This window comes from Pseudomonas faucium, from assembly GCF_021602585.1.
Classification (GTDB): Bacteria; Pseudomonadota; Gammaproteobacteria; order Pseudomonadales; family Pseudomonadaceae; genus Aquipseudomonas; species Aquipseudomonas faucium.
In genome coordinates, this window is record NZ_BQIP01000025.1 from 22,877 (window position 1) to 37,430 (window position 14,554).

Annotated in this window: 12 protein-coding genes; 5 read left to right on the forward strand and 7 right to left on the reverse strand. The window is 65.2% G+C overall.

Annotation, left to right across the window (positions count from 1 at the left end; all coding sequences use genetic code 11):
* Window positions 1-24: 24 nt before the first annotated feature.
* On the forward strand, window positions 25-921 hold the full coding sequence (locus tag L6D75_RS22835; RefSeq protein ID WP_176517459.1) for a LysR family transcriptional regulator: 897 nt from the start codon (window positions 25-27) through the stop codon (window positions 919-921).
* A gap of 117 nt (window positions 922-1,038) precedes the next feature.
* A complete protein-coding gene (gene ggt, locus L6D75_RS22840; RefSeq protein ID WP_176517458.1) occupies window positions 1,039-2,706 on the forward strand; it encodes a gamma-glutamyltransferase in 1,668 nt (555 codons plus the stop codon).
* A gap of 117 nt (window positions 2,707-2,823) precedes the next feature.
* Here the strand turns inward: ggt and L6D75_RS27665 are convergent, their stop codons facing one another.
* A complete protein-coding gene (locus L6D75_RS27665) occupies window positions 2,824-4,743 on the reverse strand; it encodes a methyl-accepting chemotaxis protein (RefSeq protein ID WP_176515030.1) in 1,920 nt (639 codons plus the stop codon).
* Between the two features lie 192 nt (window positions 4,744-4,935).
* Entirely contained in the window at window positions 4,936-5,823 is an 888-nt protein-coding gene (ypfJ, locus tag L6D75_RS22850; RefSeq protein ID WP_176515028.1) for a KPN_02809 family neutral zinc metallopeptidase, read from the reverse strand.
* Between the two features lie 222 nt (window positions 5,824-6,045).
* On the opposite strand from ypfJ, the gene pcaH reads away from it, so the two are divergent.
* On the forward strand, window positions 6,046-6,765 hold the full coding sequence (pcaH, locus tag L6D75_RS22855) for a protocatechuate 3,4-dioxygenase subunit beta (RefSeq protein ID WP_176515026.1): 720 nt from the start codon (window positions 6,046-6,048) through the stop codon (window positions 6,763-6,765).
* A 10-nt stretch (window positions 6,766-6,775) separates the two neighbouring features.
* Window positions 6,776-7,381, forward strand: a complete 606-nt coding sequence (gene pcaG, locus L6D75_RS22860; protein ID WP_176515024.1) for a protocatechuate 3,4-dioxygenase subunit alpha — start codon at window positions 6,776-6,778, stop codon at window positions 7,379-7,381.
* A gap of 116 nt (window positions 7,382-7,497) precedes the next feature.
* On the opposite strand, the gene L6D75_RS22865 is transcribed toward pcaG, so the two are convergent.
* The 5 genes from L6D75_RS22865 to L6D75_RS22885 form a co-directional block, all read right to left on the reverse strand.
* Window positions 7,498-7,923: a cupin domain-containing protein gene (locus L6D75_RS22865; RefSeq protein WP_176515022.1), complete on the reverse strand. Its 426-nt coding sequence runs from the start codon at window positions 7,921-7,923 to the stop codon at window positions 7,498-7,500.
* Window positions 7,924-8,026: 103 nt separating this feature from the next.
* Complete coding sequence (locus L6D75_RS22870) at window positions 8,027-8,926, reverse strand: LysR family transcriptional regulator (protein WP_176515021.1); 900 nt, start codon at window positions 8,924-8,926, stop codon at window positions 8,027-8,029.
* Window positions 8,927-8,979: 53 nt separating this feature from the next.
* On the reverse strand, window positions 8,980-10,065 hold the full coding sequence (gene trmA / locus L6D75_RS22875; RefSeq protein ID WP_176515020.1) for a tRNA (uridine(54)-C5)-methyltransferase TrmA: 1,086 nt from the start codon (window positions 10,063-10,065) through the stop codon (window positions 8,980-8,982).
* Window positions 10,062-11,357: an NCS2 family permease gene (locus L6D75_RS22880; protein ID WP_176515019.1), complete on the reverse strand. Its 1,296-nt coding sequence runs from the start codon at window positions 11,355-11,357 to the stop codon at window positions 10,062-10,064. The genes trmA and L6D75_RS22880 overlap by 4 nt, the downstream gene beginning before the upstream one ends.
* 194 nt (window positions 11,358-11,551) lie before the next feature.
* The gene (locus L6D75_RS22885) at window positions 11,552-12,772 is read right to left on the reverse strand and encodes an MFS transporter (protein ID WP_176515018.1); all 1,221 of its coding nucleotides are present in this window, start codon (window positions 12,770-12,772) and stop codon (window positions 11,552-11,554) included.
* Between the two features lie 343 nt (window positions 12,773-13,115).
* On the opposite strand from L6D75_RS22885, the gene L6D75_RS22890 reads away from it, so the two are divergent.
* The gene (locus L6D75_RS22890) at window positions 13,116-14,552 is read left to right on the forward strand and encodes a cytochrome ubiquinol oxidase subunit I (RefSeq protein WP_176515017.1); all 1,437 of its coding nucleotides are present in this window, start codon (window positions 13,116-13,118) and stop codon (window positions 14,550-14,552) included.
* Window positions 14,553-14,554: the final 2 nt, after the last annotated feature.

Here is a 14,554-nt window from a genome sequence, read left to right on the forward strand (position 1 = left end):
CGAACAGCAGACACAGGCGGCCATGTGAAAACCCGATCCGAAGAACTCCAGGTATTCGTCGCCGTGATCGACTGCGGCTCGATCTCCGCGGCCGCCGAACAGATCGGCCAGACGCCCTCGGCGGTCAGCCGCACCTTGTCGCGCCTGGAGGCCAAGCTCGGTACCACCCTGGTCAACCGCACCACCCGGCGCATGGACCTGACCGAGGAAGGGCGCTTTTTCCTCGAGCGCTCGCGGCTGATCCTGGAGCAGATGGACGACATGGAGGAGCGCCTGTCGATGCACCGGCAAACCGCCTCCGGCCGCCTGCGCATCAACGCGGCTGCCCCCTTCATGCTGCATGCCATCCTGCCGTGGATCGGCGAGTTTCGCCGCCAGTACCCCGGTATCGAGCTGGAACTGAACACCGACGACCTGATCATCGACCTGCTGGAGCAGAGCACCGACGTGGCCATCCGCATCGGCGAGCTGGCCGACTCCAGCCTGCATGCCCGCGCGCTGGGCTGCAGCCCGGTGCAGGTGCTGGCCAGCCCGGCCTACCTGGAGCAGCACGGCACGCCCGCGCGTGTCGAAGACCTCAGCCAGCACTGCCTGCTCGGCTTCAGCCAGCCCGAATCGCTCAACCACTGGCCACTGCGCCATGCCCAGGGCGACCGCTGGCCGATCCGCCCGGCGCTGCTGGCCTCCAGCGGCGAAACCCTGCGCCAGCTGGCGCTGGCCGGTGAGGGCATCGTCAGCCTGTCGCACTTCATGACCCACGAAGACATCCGCGCCGGGCGCCTGCAGGTGCTGCTCGAGGATGCCAACAACGGCTACCGCCAGCCGATCCACGCCGTGTACTACCGCAACACGCAACTGGCCCTGCGCATCCAGTGCTTCCTCGATTTCATCCAGCGCAAGCTGGCCATGTACGCCTGCTGAGTTGCCTGAACGCGACAGATCCTGCCCAAGGGCGGCGAAATTTCCTACGTGTGATTGCACAGTCGGCCGGCTTCGGCCTTACTGACTGATCAACAAAAACAACACCAAGGAAGTGTCATGCGTATTGTCCTGTTCCAGTCCCTGGCGCTCGGGGCCGCGATCCTGAGCTGTTCTTCGGCCTATGCGGTGACCTTGGAAGGTGGCGCGGTGGCCGCGCCCGATCAATATGGCGCACAGGTAGCCGCCGATATCCTGAAGAAGGGCGGCAACGCGGTGGACGCCGCGGTGGCCACCGCCTTCACCCTGGCCGTGACCTACCCGGAGGCCGGCAATATCGGCGGCGGTGGCTTCATGACCCTGTTCGTCGACGGCAAACCGTACTTCCTCGACTACCGCGAAGTGGCGCCCAAGGCTGCCAGCCGCAACATGTACCTGGACGAAAAAGGCGAGGTCATCGAGAACCTCAGCCTGGTCGGCGTGCGTGCCGCCGGCGTGCCGGGCACGGTGATGGGCCTGTGGGAAGCGCACCAGAAGTTCGGCAAGCTGCCCTGGAGCGAGCTGCTGACCCCAGCCATCGGCTATGCGAAAAACGGCTTCAAGATCGCCGAAAAACAGTACCAGTACCGCAACGACGCCCAGGGCCTGTTCAAGACCGCCACCAACTTCAACGACTACTTCGGCAACATGAAGGTGGGCGAGCTGTTCAAGCAGCCGGAAATGGCCCAGACCCTCGAACGCATCGCCGACAAGGGCGTCAGCGAGTTCTACCAGGGCAAGACCGCCGACCTGCTGGTGGCGCAGATGCAGGCCGACAAGGGCCTGATCACCAAGGAAGACCTCAAGGACTACAAGGCAGTGTGGCGCGAGCCGATGGCCCTGAGCTGGCGCGGCAACGTGGTGTACACGGCGCCACCGCCGAGTTCCGGCGGCGTCGCCCTGGCCCAGCTGCTGGGCATCAAGGAAGACCGCGCGGCGGACTTCAAGGGCGTGGCGCACAACTCGGCGCAGTACATCCACCTGCTGGCCGAGATCGAGAAACGGGTGTTCGCCGACCGCGCCGACTACCTGGGCGACCCGGCCTTCACCAAGGTGCCGGTCGACCAGCTGGTCGCCAAGGACTACCTGGCCAAGCGCGCCGCCCAGGTCAACCCCAAGGCCATTTCCGCAACCGATGATGTGAAGCCGGGCCTGGAGCCGCACCAGACCACGCACTTCTCGATCGTCGACAAGCAGGGCAACGCCGTCAGCAACACCTACACCCTCAACCTCGACTACGGCAGCGGCGTGGTAGTGAAGGGCGCGGGCTTCCTGCTCAACGACGAGATGGACGACTTCAGCGCCAAGCCAGGTGCGGCCAACGCCTTTGGCGTGGTCGGCGGTGATGCCAATGCCATCGAGCCGGGCAAGCGCATGCTGTCGTCGATGAGCCCGAGCCTGATGACCCGCGATGGCAAGGTCGAGCTGGTGATCGGCACGCCGGGTGGCTCGCGGATCTTCACTTCGATCTTCCAGGTGATGAACAACCTGTACGACTACGGCATGCCGCTGGACAAGGCGGTGGCGGCGCAGCGCGTGCACCATCAGCTGCTGCCCAAGGACACCATCTACTTCGACAGCTATGCGCCGTTGACCGGGCCGGTGGCCGATGAGCTGAAGAAGATGGGCTATGTGCTGGAGGACCAGGGCTGGGAGATGGGCGATATCCAGGCGATCCGGGTCAATGGGGCGCAGTTGGAGACCGCTTCCGACCCGCGTGGGCGTGGGGTGGGGATGATCGTCAAGTAATCTGGGAGGGCTTTGCCCTCCTTTCGCGACACAAGGCCGCTCCTACAGCCATGCGCGGACCTGTAGGAGCGGCCTTGTGTCGCGAAAGGGCCGCAAAGCGGCCCCAAAACCCCAACCTCAGACGCGGAACTGGCTCACCAGCATCTGCAACTGCCCACCCAGGCGAGCCAGCTCCACGCTGGACTTCGCCGTCTCGTCACTGGCCGCCGCGGTCTGCTCCGACACATCCCGCACATTGAGGATGCTGCGGCTGATCTCTTCCGCCACCGCACTCTGCTGCTCGGCCGCCGCGGCAATCTGCTGGTTCATCGACTGGATGCTCGACACCGTGCCGGTGATGTTCTCCAACGAAGCCCCGGCCTTGCGCGCCAGCTCCACACTGCTGTCGGTCAGGGTGCGGCTGCCGTGCATGGCATTGGCCACTTGCTGGGTGCCGTGCTGCAGGCCGGCGACCAGCTCCTCGATCTCTTCAGTGGATTTCTGGGTGCGCTGGGCCAGGCCGCGCACTTCATCGGCAACCACGGCAAAACCACGGCCCGCCTCGCCGGCGCGAGCCGCTTCGATGGCGGCGTTGAGCGCCAGCAGGTTGGTCTGTTCGGCCACCGACTTGATCACGTCCATGACGCTGCCGATCTTCTGGCTTTCCTGTTGCAGCAGGTTCATCGCTTCGGTGGAGCGGTGCACTTCTTCGGCCAGGCGCTCGATCTGGCTGATCGCTTCAGCGACCACACGATCGCCCGCCCGCGCTTCGTCGTCGGCGCCGGTGGCGGCGTGCGAAGCCTGCTCGGCGTTGCGCGCCACTTCCTGAACGGTCGCGGCCATTTCGTGCATGGCAGTGGCGACCTGGTCGGTTTCGACCTTCTGGCTGTTGGCGCCGGCGCTGGTCTGCTCGGTCACCGCCGACAGCTCTTCGGCGGCGCTGGCGATCTGCGTGACGCCATCGCGGATGCCGCTGATCAGGTCGCGCAGGGTGGTGCCCATGCGCGCGATGCCTTGCTGCAGCACGCCGATTTCGTCGCGGCGGGTGACGCGCAGGTCGTGGGTGAGGTCGCCGCCGGCGATGCGCTCCACGGCGTGCAGGGTCTCTTGCAGCGGGCGGGTGATCTGGCGGGTGATGAGCACCGCGGCCAGCACGCCGGCGAGCAGTGCCAGCAGCGTGGCGATGGCCTGCAGGCTGCGGGCCTGGGCGCTTTCGGCGTCGCGGCGCTCGAGCTGGATCTTGTACAGCGCGTCGCTGCGCTTGACGATATCGGCGCCCTGCACGGTCATTTCGGCGCGCGCCGTGGTGATCGCGGCAACGGCATCACGGAACTGGCGCACGGCATCGCGGTAGGCCTGCACCGATTGCTCGAACTGCTGCACGCGGGTGGCTTCGGCAGGCAGCTGGCGCTTGAGCTCGGCGGTTTCCGACAGCGCCGCATCGAGCTGGCGCAGTGCGGCTTGTTCGTTGGCCGCGGTGTTGTCGGCAATGTAGCCGCGCACGTCGATACGCACTTGCAGCAGTTGTTGGCGCGCCTTGCTGATCAGCTGGTATTGGGCCAGGCGCACGCCGTCGGCTTCAGGGCGCGACATGACGTCCTGGGCCAGGCTGTCCATGGCCTCGTCGGCCTTGCCGGCGGACAGGTTCATGGCGTCGCGGGCGGCCTGGGTGTTGTCGTAGCCGGCACGCATCTTGTTCAGCGAGACCTTGTACTCGCTGATGGTCTGCCCCAGTTCGTTGAGCAGCTTGACGTTCTCCGGGCTCTTGAAGGTGCTGGCCAGGTAGGCCTGCTGCTTGCTGAAGGCATCGAGCTTGGCCTGGGTGTTGGCGGCTGCGGCGTCGTCGCCGTTGGCGATCATGTACTGCAGGCGCGCAATGCGCAGGTCGGTCAGGTCCTTGTTGAGCTGGGCGATATCGCCCATCCAGTTGCTGCGGTCGATGAGGCTGCCCAGGCTGGTCCAGCCGGTCAGGGCCAGCAGGCCGGTAAGGACCAGCACCAGGCCGAAGCCCAGGCCGAGTTTGAGGTTGACGCTGATGTTGGCGAACCACCTGTTCATATGCACGCTCTCCAGAAAATTTTCGCTCACTTGATCGTCGATCGCGAGGCGTTGTTGTTCTGGATGCCCGCTCAATCGTGCAGGGGTTATCGGCAAGGGAAGGGGAAGCTGAAACGCTTTTTCAGCAGAAATGTAACTCTATGTGGGAGCGAGCTTGCCCGCGAATGGGCCGCCCGGCGGCCCCACGTAATGTCAAAGGCTGCGCGCGCTGAAGGTATCGCAGCTGTTCACCTCACCCTGGGCGAACCCGGCCTTGAACCAGCGCACCCGCTGGGCCGACGTACCATGGGTGAACGAGTCTGGCACCACACGCCCCTGGCCCTGTTGCTGCAGGCGGTCGTCACCAATGGCATTGGCGGCATTGAGCGCTTCCTCCACGTCACCTGGCTCCAGCCAGTTCAAACGCTTTTGCGCCTGGTAGGCCCACACCCCGGCCAGGCAGTCGGCCTGCAACTCCTGGCGCACCAGCAGGCCGTTGTCGCCTTCCATGCGCTGGCCGTTGCGCCGTGCGGCGTCGACTTTGGCCGAAACGCCGAGCAAGGTCTGCACGTGGTGGCCGATCTCGTGGGCGATCACATAGGCCTGGGCGAAATCGCCGGCGGCGGCGAAGCGGGTTTCCATTTCGCGGAAGAACGACATGTCCAGGTACACCCGTTGGTCCGCCGGGCAGTAGAACGGCCCCACGGCCGCCGAGGCGAAACCGCAGGCGGAATTCACCTGGCCGCTGAACAGCACCAGCTTGGGGTCGCGGTACTGCTTGCCGGCCTGGGAGAACAGGGCCTTCCAGGTGTCTTCGGTGTCGCCCAGGATCGAGGCGACGAACTGCGCCTGTTCGTCATTGGCCGCGGGCGCCTGGTTGCTGGCGCCACTGGGAGCGGGCTGTTGCTGCTCCATCTGGCCGGTGAGCTGGCCGAGGATCTGCAGCGGGTCTTGGCCGGTGAGCCAGCCGATGCCGACGATCAGCAGGATCGCCCCAAGCCCGAGCCCCTTGCCGCCGCCAAAGCGCATGCCACCGCCGCCGCCACCTTCGCCGCGGGCATCGACCACGTTGTCGCTGCGTCGGCCTTTTCGCCATTCCATAAGGGCTCTCCAGAGCGTGAAACACAAAGCAATAGATTAGTTCACTGCGGCCAAAGGCACTAATTCATAACCATTTGGTTATGCCTCTGATGCCTGAATTCAATGTTCATCCCCCGCAACCTATCTGAAACTGCAAGTCCCTGTGGGAGCTGGCCTGCCAGCGATTGGGCTTCGAAGAAGCCCCGATGGGAAATATCCATAATTCCAAGAGAGGAACCCGGCATGCCCGCCCAGGACACCAGCCGCTTCGTGATCCGTGATCGCAACTGGCACCCCAAGGCCCTGACGCCCGACTACAAGACATCCATCGCCCGCTCGCCGCGCCAGGCGCTGGTCAGCATTCCCCAGTCGATCAGCGAAACCACAGGCCCCGACTTTTCCCACCTGGGCTTCGGCGCCCATGACCATGACCTGCTGCTGAACTTCAACAACGGTGGCCTGCCGATCGGTGAGCGCATCATCGTCGCCGGCCGGGTCGTCGACCAGTACGGCAAGCCGGTGGCCAACACCCTGGTGGAGATGTGGCAGGCCAACGCCGGTGGCCGCTACCGGCACAAGAACGACCGCTACCTGGCGCCGCTGGACCCGAACTTCGGCGGCGTCGGCCGTTGCCTGACCGACCGCGACGGCTACTACAGCTTCCGCACCATCAAGCCCGGCCCGTACCCATGGCGCAACGGCCCGAACGACTGGCGCCCGGCGCATATCCACTTCGCCATCAGCGGCCCGTCGATCGCCACCAAGCTGATCACCCAGCTGTATTTCGAGGGCGACCCGCTGATCCCGATGTGCCCGATCGTCAAGTCGATCGCCAACCCCGACGCGGTGCAGCAACTGATCGCCAAGCTCGACATGAGCCATGCCAACCCCATGGACTGCCTGGCCTACCGCTTCGACATCGTGCTGCGCGGCCAGCGCAAGACCCACTTCGAAAACTGCTGAGGACCCCGCCATGCCAATCGAACTGCTGCCGGAAACCCCCTCGCAGACCGCCGGCCCCTATGTGCACATCGGCCTGGCTTTGGAAGCGGCCGGCAACCCGACCCGCGACCAGGAAATCTGGAACCGCCTGGCCAAGCCGGATGCCGCGGGCGAGCACATCCTTTTGATCGGCCAGGTGTATGACGGCAATGGCCACCTGGTGCGTGATTCGTTCCTGGAAATCTGGCAGGCCGATGCCGATGGCCAGTACCAGGATGCCTACCACCTGGAAAACCCCTTCAACAGTTTTGGCCGCACCGCCACTACCTTCGATGCCGGCGAATGGACCGTGCACACGGTCAAGCCAGGTGTGGTGAACAATGCGGCGGGCGTGCCGATGGCGCCGCACATCAACCTCAGCCTGTTTGCCCGCGGCATCAACATTCACCTGCATACGCGGTTGTATTTCGATGACGAGGCCGAGGCCAACGCAAAGTGCCCGGTGCTCAACCTGATCGAGCAGCCGCAGCGGCGTGAGACATTGATTGCCAAGCGCTGTGAAGTGGATGGGAAAACGGCGTATCGGTTCGATATCCGGATTCAGGGGGAAGGGGAGACGGTGTTCTTCGACTTCTGATGGGGGTGGGGCCGCTTTGCGGCCCTTTCGCGACACAAGGCCGCTCCTACAGATGAGCGCGGCGCCTGTAGGAGCGGCCTTGTGTCGCGAAAGGGCTGCAAAGCAGCCCCAGGATTTCAGCCTTTCACCGGCTTCAAGTCGAACGCGTCGGCCTGATACTGAAACAACAGGCAATCCGCCGCAGCAGTACAACCACTCTCATGCACCAAGTCTGCCGGCAACTTGTAGTAAGACCCCGCCGGATACTCGGTGCGCTTGCCATCGATCACCGCATAAAAAGTCCCGCTCAGCACCACCGTCGGCAACGTCTGGCTGTGCTGGTGCAGGCCATTATCAGTCCCCTTCCTGAACTTCACATACGCTGAGTAAGGCCCCTTGCCGAAGATATCGCCCTCGACGTTGGCATAGCTGACAGCCCCTTTGGTATTGGGCACGTCCTGCCATTTCAAGGCCGCGCTGTCGGTCACCGAAATGGTCTTTTCCGCCGCATGGGCGCCGACGGCCAGGGTGGTGAGCAGCAAACCCGCGATGACTGTTTTCATGGTGAAACTCCTTCGTTGAGTGAAAGTGCAACGAAGGCTAATCAAACAAGCCGCGCACAAATACCTGCCAACTCAGCCATGACCTGTGCACATATCGCACAAATCACCACCTCGCTTGCGCGTAGTAAACCTGCACATAGTCCAGCAACGCCCGCACCTTGGGCGCCAGGTAGCGGCTCTGTGGATAAACCGCGTAAAGGCTGCGCGCTGGCAGCTTCCAGTGCTCCAGCACCGGCACCAGGCGCCCGTCCTGCAGGGCATCGTGGACGATGAAGCGATCGAAGCTGGCAATGCCCAGGCCGCCGATGGCAGCGGCGCGCAGGGCCATCGGTGAGTTGGCGCTCAGGCGCCGTGGCATGTGGATGTCGCGCTGTTCGCCACCGGCGCTGGTGAGTTGCAGGCGCTGCGGGTGCAGCAGCTGGCTGTAGCCGAGCAGGGCATGGCTGGCCAGCGCGTCGGGGTTGCCCGGCGCGCCGTGGCGTTCCAGGTAGCCCGGGGCGGCCACCAGCATCACCTCGCTGCTCGCCAGGCGGCGTGCCACCAGGCTGGAGTCGGGCAAGTGGTCGGTGACCCGCAGGCACACATCGATCTGCTCCTCCAGCAGGTCGATGAAGCGATCGCTGCAGTGCAGTTCGATCTGCAGCAGCGGGTGGCGCTCGACGAAATCCGGCAACCAGCGCCCCAGCTCCAGCTCGCCGAACGCCGTGGCCACGCCCAGGCGCAGCGTGCCGCTGGGCTGTTGCTGGTGTTCGGAAAGCTCCAGGGCCATGGCCTGCATCTGCTCGAGGATCTGCACGCAGTGGCGATAGAACAGCGCGCCGGCCTCGGTCAGGTGCAGGCGGCGGGTGGTGCGGGTGAGCAATTGCGTGCCGAGCTGGCGTTCCAGCTGCTTTACCTGGCGCGACAGCACGGTGTGGGAGACGCCCGCCTGGCTGGCGGCGGCGCTGAAGCTGCCGAGGTCGACGACCCGGCGGAAGGTCTGCATGGCACTGAACTGGTCCATCCACTCTCCTGGCGGCGTGCCGTGGGGCCGGGCAGGCCCCACGGCATCGCGGATCAGCGCCGAACCAGCAGCACCCCGCTTTCCATGTGGTGGGTGTAGGGGAACTGGTCGAACAGCGCACAGCGTTCGATACGGTGGGTATCTTGCAGCTGGGCGATGTTCTGCGCCAGGGTCTCGGGGTTGCACGAGATATACAGGATGCGCTCGAAACGCCGGGTCAGTTCGCAGGTGTCCGGGTCCATGCCGGCGCGCGGCGGGTCGACGAACACGGTGCCGAAGTCGTAGCTTTTCAGGTCGATGCCTTCCAGCCGGCGGAACGGGCGCACCTCGTTCAGGGCCTGGGTCAGCTCTTCGGCCGACAGGCGCACCAGGCGCACGTTGGCCACCGCGTTCTCGTCGAGGTTGCTCAGCGCGGCATTGACCGAGGTCTTGCTGATTTCGGTGGCCAGCACCTGGCGCACGCGGGTGGCCAGCGGCAGGGTGAAGTTGCCGTTGCCGCAGTACAGCTCCAGCAGGTCGTCGTCGCGCTCGCCAATGGCCTCGAATGCCCAGCTCAGCATCTTCTGGTTGACCGCGCCGTTGGGCTGGGTGAACGCGCCTTCCGGTTGGCGGTAGCTGAACACACGGCCTGCGACGTCGAGCTTCTCCACCGCGTAATCGCGGCCGATGACCAGACGCTTGCCCTTGGAGCGGCCGATCAGGCTCACGCCCAGCGTTTCTGCCAACTCGCGCGCAGCCACTTCCCAGGCCTCGTCCAGCGGGCGGTGGTAGCACAGGGTGACCATCGCATCGCCGGCCAGGGTGGTGAGGAACTCCACCTGGAACAGCCGATTGCTCAGGGCCTCGCTGGCCTGCCAGGCCGCCTTCAGGCGCGGCATCAGCTGGTTGATGTGCTCGCTGGCGATGGGGAATTCATCGATCAGGATGGCCTTGTGCTTGTCGCCCGGGGCGAACATCGCGTAGTGGCGCTGGCCGTCTTCACGCCACAGGCGGAACTCGGCGCGCAGGCGATAGTGCTCGCGCGGCGAGTCGAAAACCGCCGGCTCCGGCGCGCCGAAGGGGGCCAGCAGATCGCGCAGGCGCGCGACCTTGGCCTGAAGCTGCGCGTCGTAGGCGCTTGGGTCGAAGACAGCACTCATGCGTTGAACCAGCCCAGCTTGATCACGAACAGGATGGAGAGGATCACCAGCGCCGGGTTCAGGTCGCGGTGGCGGCCGGAGATCAGCTTGACGGCAGTCCAGGCAATGAAGCCGAAGGCGATGCCGTTGGCGATCGAGTAGGTCAGCGGCATGGCCAGGGCGGTGACCACCACCGGTGCGGCCTCGGTGACGTCGTCCCAGTTGATTTCGGCCAGGCCCGAGGCCATCAGCACGGCGACGAACAGCAGCGCCGGTGCGGTGGCGAAGGCCGGCACGCTACCGGCCAGCGGGGCGAAGAACAGCGCCAGCAGGAACAGCACGGCGACCACGATGGCGGTCAGGCCGGTACGGCCACCGGCGCTCACGCCTGCGGCCGATTCGATGTAGCTGGTGGTGGTCGAGGTGCCCAGCAGCGAACCTGCCATGGCCGCGGTGCTGTCGGCGATCAGGGCACGGCCCATCTTCGGCATGTGGCCGTCCTTGCCCATCAGGCCAGCGCGCTTGGCCACGCCGATCAGGGTGCCGGAGTTGTCGAACAGGTCGACGAACAGGAAGGCGAAGATCACGCTGACCAGGCCCACGTCCAGAGCACCTGCGATGTCCAGCTGGAGGAAGGTCGGCGCCAGCGACGGCGGCATGGAGACGATCCCGCCAAATGGCGTCACGCCCATCGCGATGGAGGCGACGGTGACCGCGAGGATGCCGATCAGCACCGCACCACGCACTTTCAGCGCTTCCAGGCCGACGATCAGGAAGAAGCCCAGGGTGGCGAGGATCGGCGCCGGCTGCTTGAGGTCGCCCAGGCCCACCAGGGTAGCCGGGTTATCGACGACGATGCCGGCGTTATGCAGGGCGATGAACGCCAGGAACAGGCCGATGCCCGCGGCGATGGCCGAGCGCAAGGGCAGCGGAATGCTGTTCACGATCCATTCGCGGATACGGAAGATCGACAGCAGGAAGAACATCACCGCCGACAGGAACACCGCGCCCAGCGCCACCTGCCAGGTGTGGCCCATGTGCAGCACCACCGTGTAGGTGAAGAAGGCGTTCAGGCCCATGCCCGGCGCCAGGGCGATCGGGTAGTTGGCGATCAGGCCCATGGTGGTCGAACCGATGGCCGCGGCCAGGCAGGTAGCGACGAAGATCGCGCCCTTGTCCATGCCGGTCTCGCCGAGGATGCTCGGGTTGACGAACAGGATGTAGGCCATGGCCAGGAAGGTGGTGACGCCCGCGAGTATCTCGGTGCGCACGTTGGTGTTGTGTGCTCTTAGTTGAAACAGCCTTTCCAGCATGCCCGCTCCCCAAGGCGCCCCCGGCGCCGTGAATGTATCGACCCCATCAGCAAAGCACAGACCGTACCGGTTGCCGTGGTTTTGTGTGGGGAGGAAAAAAGCCGCGCATCATACCAGCATGGATGGCAGGGGCCTATGGCCGTTGGGCCCTATCGCCGGCAAGCCCTGTGCGGTGCATGCAGGCGTCAGGGCCATCAACCATTGTGCAGGCGGTCGCGCCTGGCCAGGCCCGGGAACAGTCTTATCCACACCCCGGTCACCACCAAGGTGCCCACGCCCCCCAGCACCACCGCCGGCACTGTTCCAAACCAGTGCGCCGTGACCCCGGATTCGAACTCGCCGAGCTGGTTCGAGGCACCGATGAACAACCCATTCACCGCGCTCACCCGCCCGCGCATCTCATCGGGCGTCTCCAATTGCACGAAGGCGCCGCGAATCACCATGCTGATCATGTCTGCCGCGCCCAGCACCACCAGCACCGCCAGCGAGAACCAGAACGAGGTCGACAGGCCGAAGGCGATGGTCGCCACGCCAAACACCCCCACGGCGGTGAACATGGTGCGCCCGACCTTGCGCTCGACCGGGAAGCGCGCCAGCCACAACGACATCAGCAACGCCCCCACCGCCGGCGCCGAGCGCAGCAGCCCCAGGCCCCAGGGCCCGGTGAGCAAAATGTCCTTGGCGAACACCGGCAGCAGCGCGGTGGCGCCGCCCAGCAGCACGGCGAACAGGTCGAGGGAAATCGCCCCGAGGATGTCCGGCCGGCTGCGGATGAAGCGGATGCCGGCCAGCAGCGATTCCAGGCTGGCGCGGCCACGCTGGGGCACCTGCTGGCGCGAGTCGAGGCCCAGCATCAGCGCGCAGGCGATGGCGTACAGGGCAACTGTAGGGCCGTATACCCAAATGCTGCCGAAGGCATACAGGAAGCCGCCCACCGCCGGGGCGACGATGGTCGCCGCCTGGGTCGCCGACGCCGATGCCGCGACCGCCCGCGGGAACAGCCCCGGCGGCACCACGTTGGGCAGCAGCGCCTGGGTCGCCGGCATCTCGAACGAGCGGGCGGCGCCGAGCAGGAAGGCCAGGGCGAAGATCAGCTCGCGGCTGACGTTGTCGGTGGCGCTGCCCAGCGCCAGCACCAGGGCGATCAGCCCCTGCAGGGTCTGGCACAGCGCGGCCACCTTGCGCCGGTCATAGCGGTCGGCGACATGCCCGGTGTGCAGCATGAACAGCACCCGCGGGGCAAATTCCACCAGGCCCACCAGGCCCAGGTCGAGCACATTGCCGGTCAGTTGGTAGAGGTGCCAGCCGATGGCCACGGTGAGCATCTGAAAGCCGCTGGCGGTGAACACGCGGGCCAGCCAGAAGGCCATGAACGGGCGGTGCTGGCGCAACAACTGCGGTGTGGAATCGGACATCGGAAACCTGTGGCCTCGGCGCAGTAGAGGGGCCGGCAGCGTATCATCTGTTTGTAACAAACCGTTACTGTTTGCCGGGGTCGGCACTTTTTCAGGCGCGGCAACAGGGGGTGGGGCAACCGGTCACGCGGCAATCAACCACACGCCCCGGCGGGCCATTCGGGACTATGCTTCCTAGCATTCGTTGATCTGGATCAATCGTTCCAGTTTCAACGATTGGCCTTTGGGCCCGATTCCCTGCGATTGCACAGAACAATTCCAACGCGCCGCACTCGATAACCGTGGGGGCAGTAGGCGCCAGGGCCACGAGCCCGAACGCCGGATTATCTGAAGAGGAAGCACTATGTTCGGTTTAGAGGCCCTAGATCTCGCCCGAATCCAGTTTGCATTTACCGTGTCCTTTCACATCCTGTTCCCGGCCATCACCATTGGCCTGGCGAGCTACCTGGCGGTCCTCGAAGGCCTGTGGCTGAGGAGCCACAACCAGGTCTACCGTGACCTCTACCACTTCTGGTCGAAGATCTTCGCCGTCAACTTCGGCATGGGCGTGGTCTCCGGCCTGGTCATGGCCTACCAGTTCGGCACCAACTGGAGCCGGTTCTCCGACTTCGCCGGCGCCGTCACCGGGCCGTTGCTCACGTATGAAGTACTGACTGCCTTCTTCCTCGAAGCCGGCTTCCTCGGCGTCATGCTGTTCGGCTGGAACCGAGTGGGCCGCGGCCTGCACTTCTTCGCCACGGTGATGGTGGCGGTGGGCACGCTGGTGTCGACCTTCTGGATCCTGGCCTCCAACAGCTGGATGCAGACGCCGCAAGGCCACGAAATCATCGATGGCCGCGTGGTGCCGGTGGACTGGCTGGCAGTGATCTTCAACCCCTCGTTCCCCTACCGCCTGATGCACATGGCCACGGCCGCGTTCGTCGCCACGGCGTTCTTCGTCGGTGCCTCGGCGGCCTGGCACCTGCTGCGCGGGCGTGACAACCCGGCGATTCGCAAGATGCTGTCGATGGCCATGTGGATGGCCTTGATCGTCGCTCCGGTGCAGGCCGTGATCGGCGACTTCCATGGCCTGAACACCCTCAAGCACCAGCCGGTGAAGATTGCCGCGATCGAAGGCCACTGGGAAAACGTGCCGGGCGAGCCGACCCCGCTGATTCTCTTCGGCATCCCGGACATGAAGGCCGAGACCACGCACTTCAAGCTCGAGATCCCGGCGCTTGGCAGCCTGATCCTCACCCACAGCCTGGACAAGCAGGTGCCGGCGATGAAGGAATTCGCCCCCGAGGACCGGCCCAACTCGACCATCGTGTTCTGGTCGTTCCGGGTCATGGTCGGGCTGGGCATGCTGATGATCCTGGTCGGCCTGTGGAGCCTGTGGCTGCGCAAACGCGGCACCTTGTACAGCTCGCGTCCGTTCCTGTACCTGACGCTGTGGATGGGCCCGTCCGGGCTGATTGCCATCCTGGCAGGCTGGTTCACCACTGAAATCGGCCGCCAGCCTTGGGTGGTGTACGGCCTGATGCGCACCTCGGAGGGGGTTTCCAACCATAGCTATACCCAGCTCGGCTTCACCCTGGTGGCGTTCGTGGTGGTCTACTTCGCGCTGTTCGGCACGGGCCTTGGCTACATGATGCGCCTGGTGCGCAAAGGGCCGAAAACCGGCGAGGGCGACGAGCACACCCCAGGCGGCCCCGGCCAGAAACGCACACCGGCACGGCCGCTGTCCGCCGCCGATGATGGCCACGACGCCAAAGCCCCCAGCCTGAGCAAGGAGAACTGAGC

Bases quoted from the DNA above. Each gene is read 5' to 3' on its own strand.
- ggt (WP_176517458.1), top strand. From the start codon at position 1,039: ATGCGTATTGTCCTGTTCCAGTCCCTGGCGCTCGGGGCCGCGATCCTG.
- L6D75_RS27665 (WP_176515030.1), bottom strand. From the start codon at position 4,743: ATGAACAGGTGGTTCGCCAACATCAGCGTCAACCTCAAACTCGGCCTG.
- ypfJ (WP_176515028.1), bottom strand. From the start codon at position 5,823: ATGGAATGGCGAAAAGGCCGACGCAGCGACAACGTGGTCGATGCCCGC.
- pcaH (WP_176515026.1), top strand. From the start codon at position 6,046: ATGCCCGCCCAGGACACCAGCCGCTTCGTGATCCGTGATCGCAACTGG.
- pcaG (WP_176515024.1), top strand. From the start codon at position 6,776: ATGCCAATCGAACTGCTGCCGGAAACCCCCTCGCAGACCGCCGGCCCC.
- L6D75_RS22865 (WP_176515022.1), bottom strand. From the start codon at position 7,923: ATGAAAACAGTCATCGCGGGTTTGCTGCTCACCACCCTGGCCGTCGGC.
- L6D75_RS22870 (WP_176515021.1), bottom strand. From the start codon at position 8,926: ATGGACCAGTTCAGTGCCATGCAGACCTTCCGCCGGGTCGTCGACCTC.
- trmA (WP_176515020.1), bottom strand. From the start codon at position 10,065: ATGAGTGCTGTCTTCGACCCAAGCGCCTACGACGCGCAGCTTCAGGCC.
- L6D75_RS22880 (WP_176515019.1), bottom strand. From the start codon at position 11,357: ATGCTGGAAAGGCTGTTTCAACTAAGAGCACACAACACCAACGTGCGC.
- L6D75_RS22885 (WP_176515018.1), bottom strand. From the start codon at position 12,772: ATGTCCGATTCCACACCGCAGTTGTTGCGCCAGCACCGCCCGTTCATG.
- L6D75_RS22890 (WP_176515017.1), top strand. From the start codon at position 13,116: ATGTTCGGTTTAGAGGCCCTAGATCTCGCCCGAATCCAGTTTGCATTT.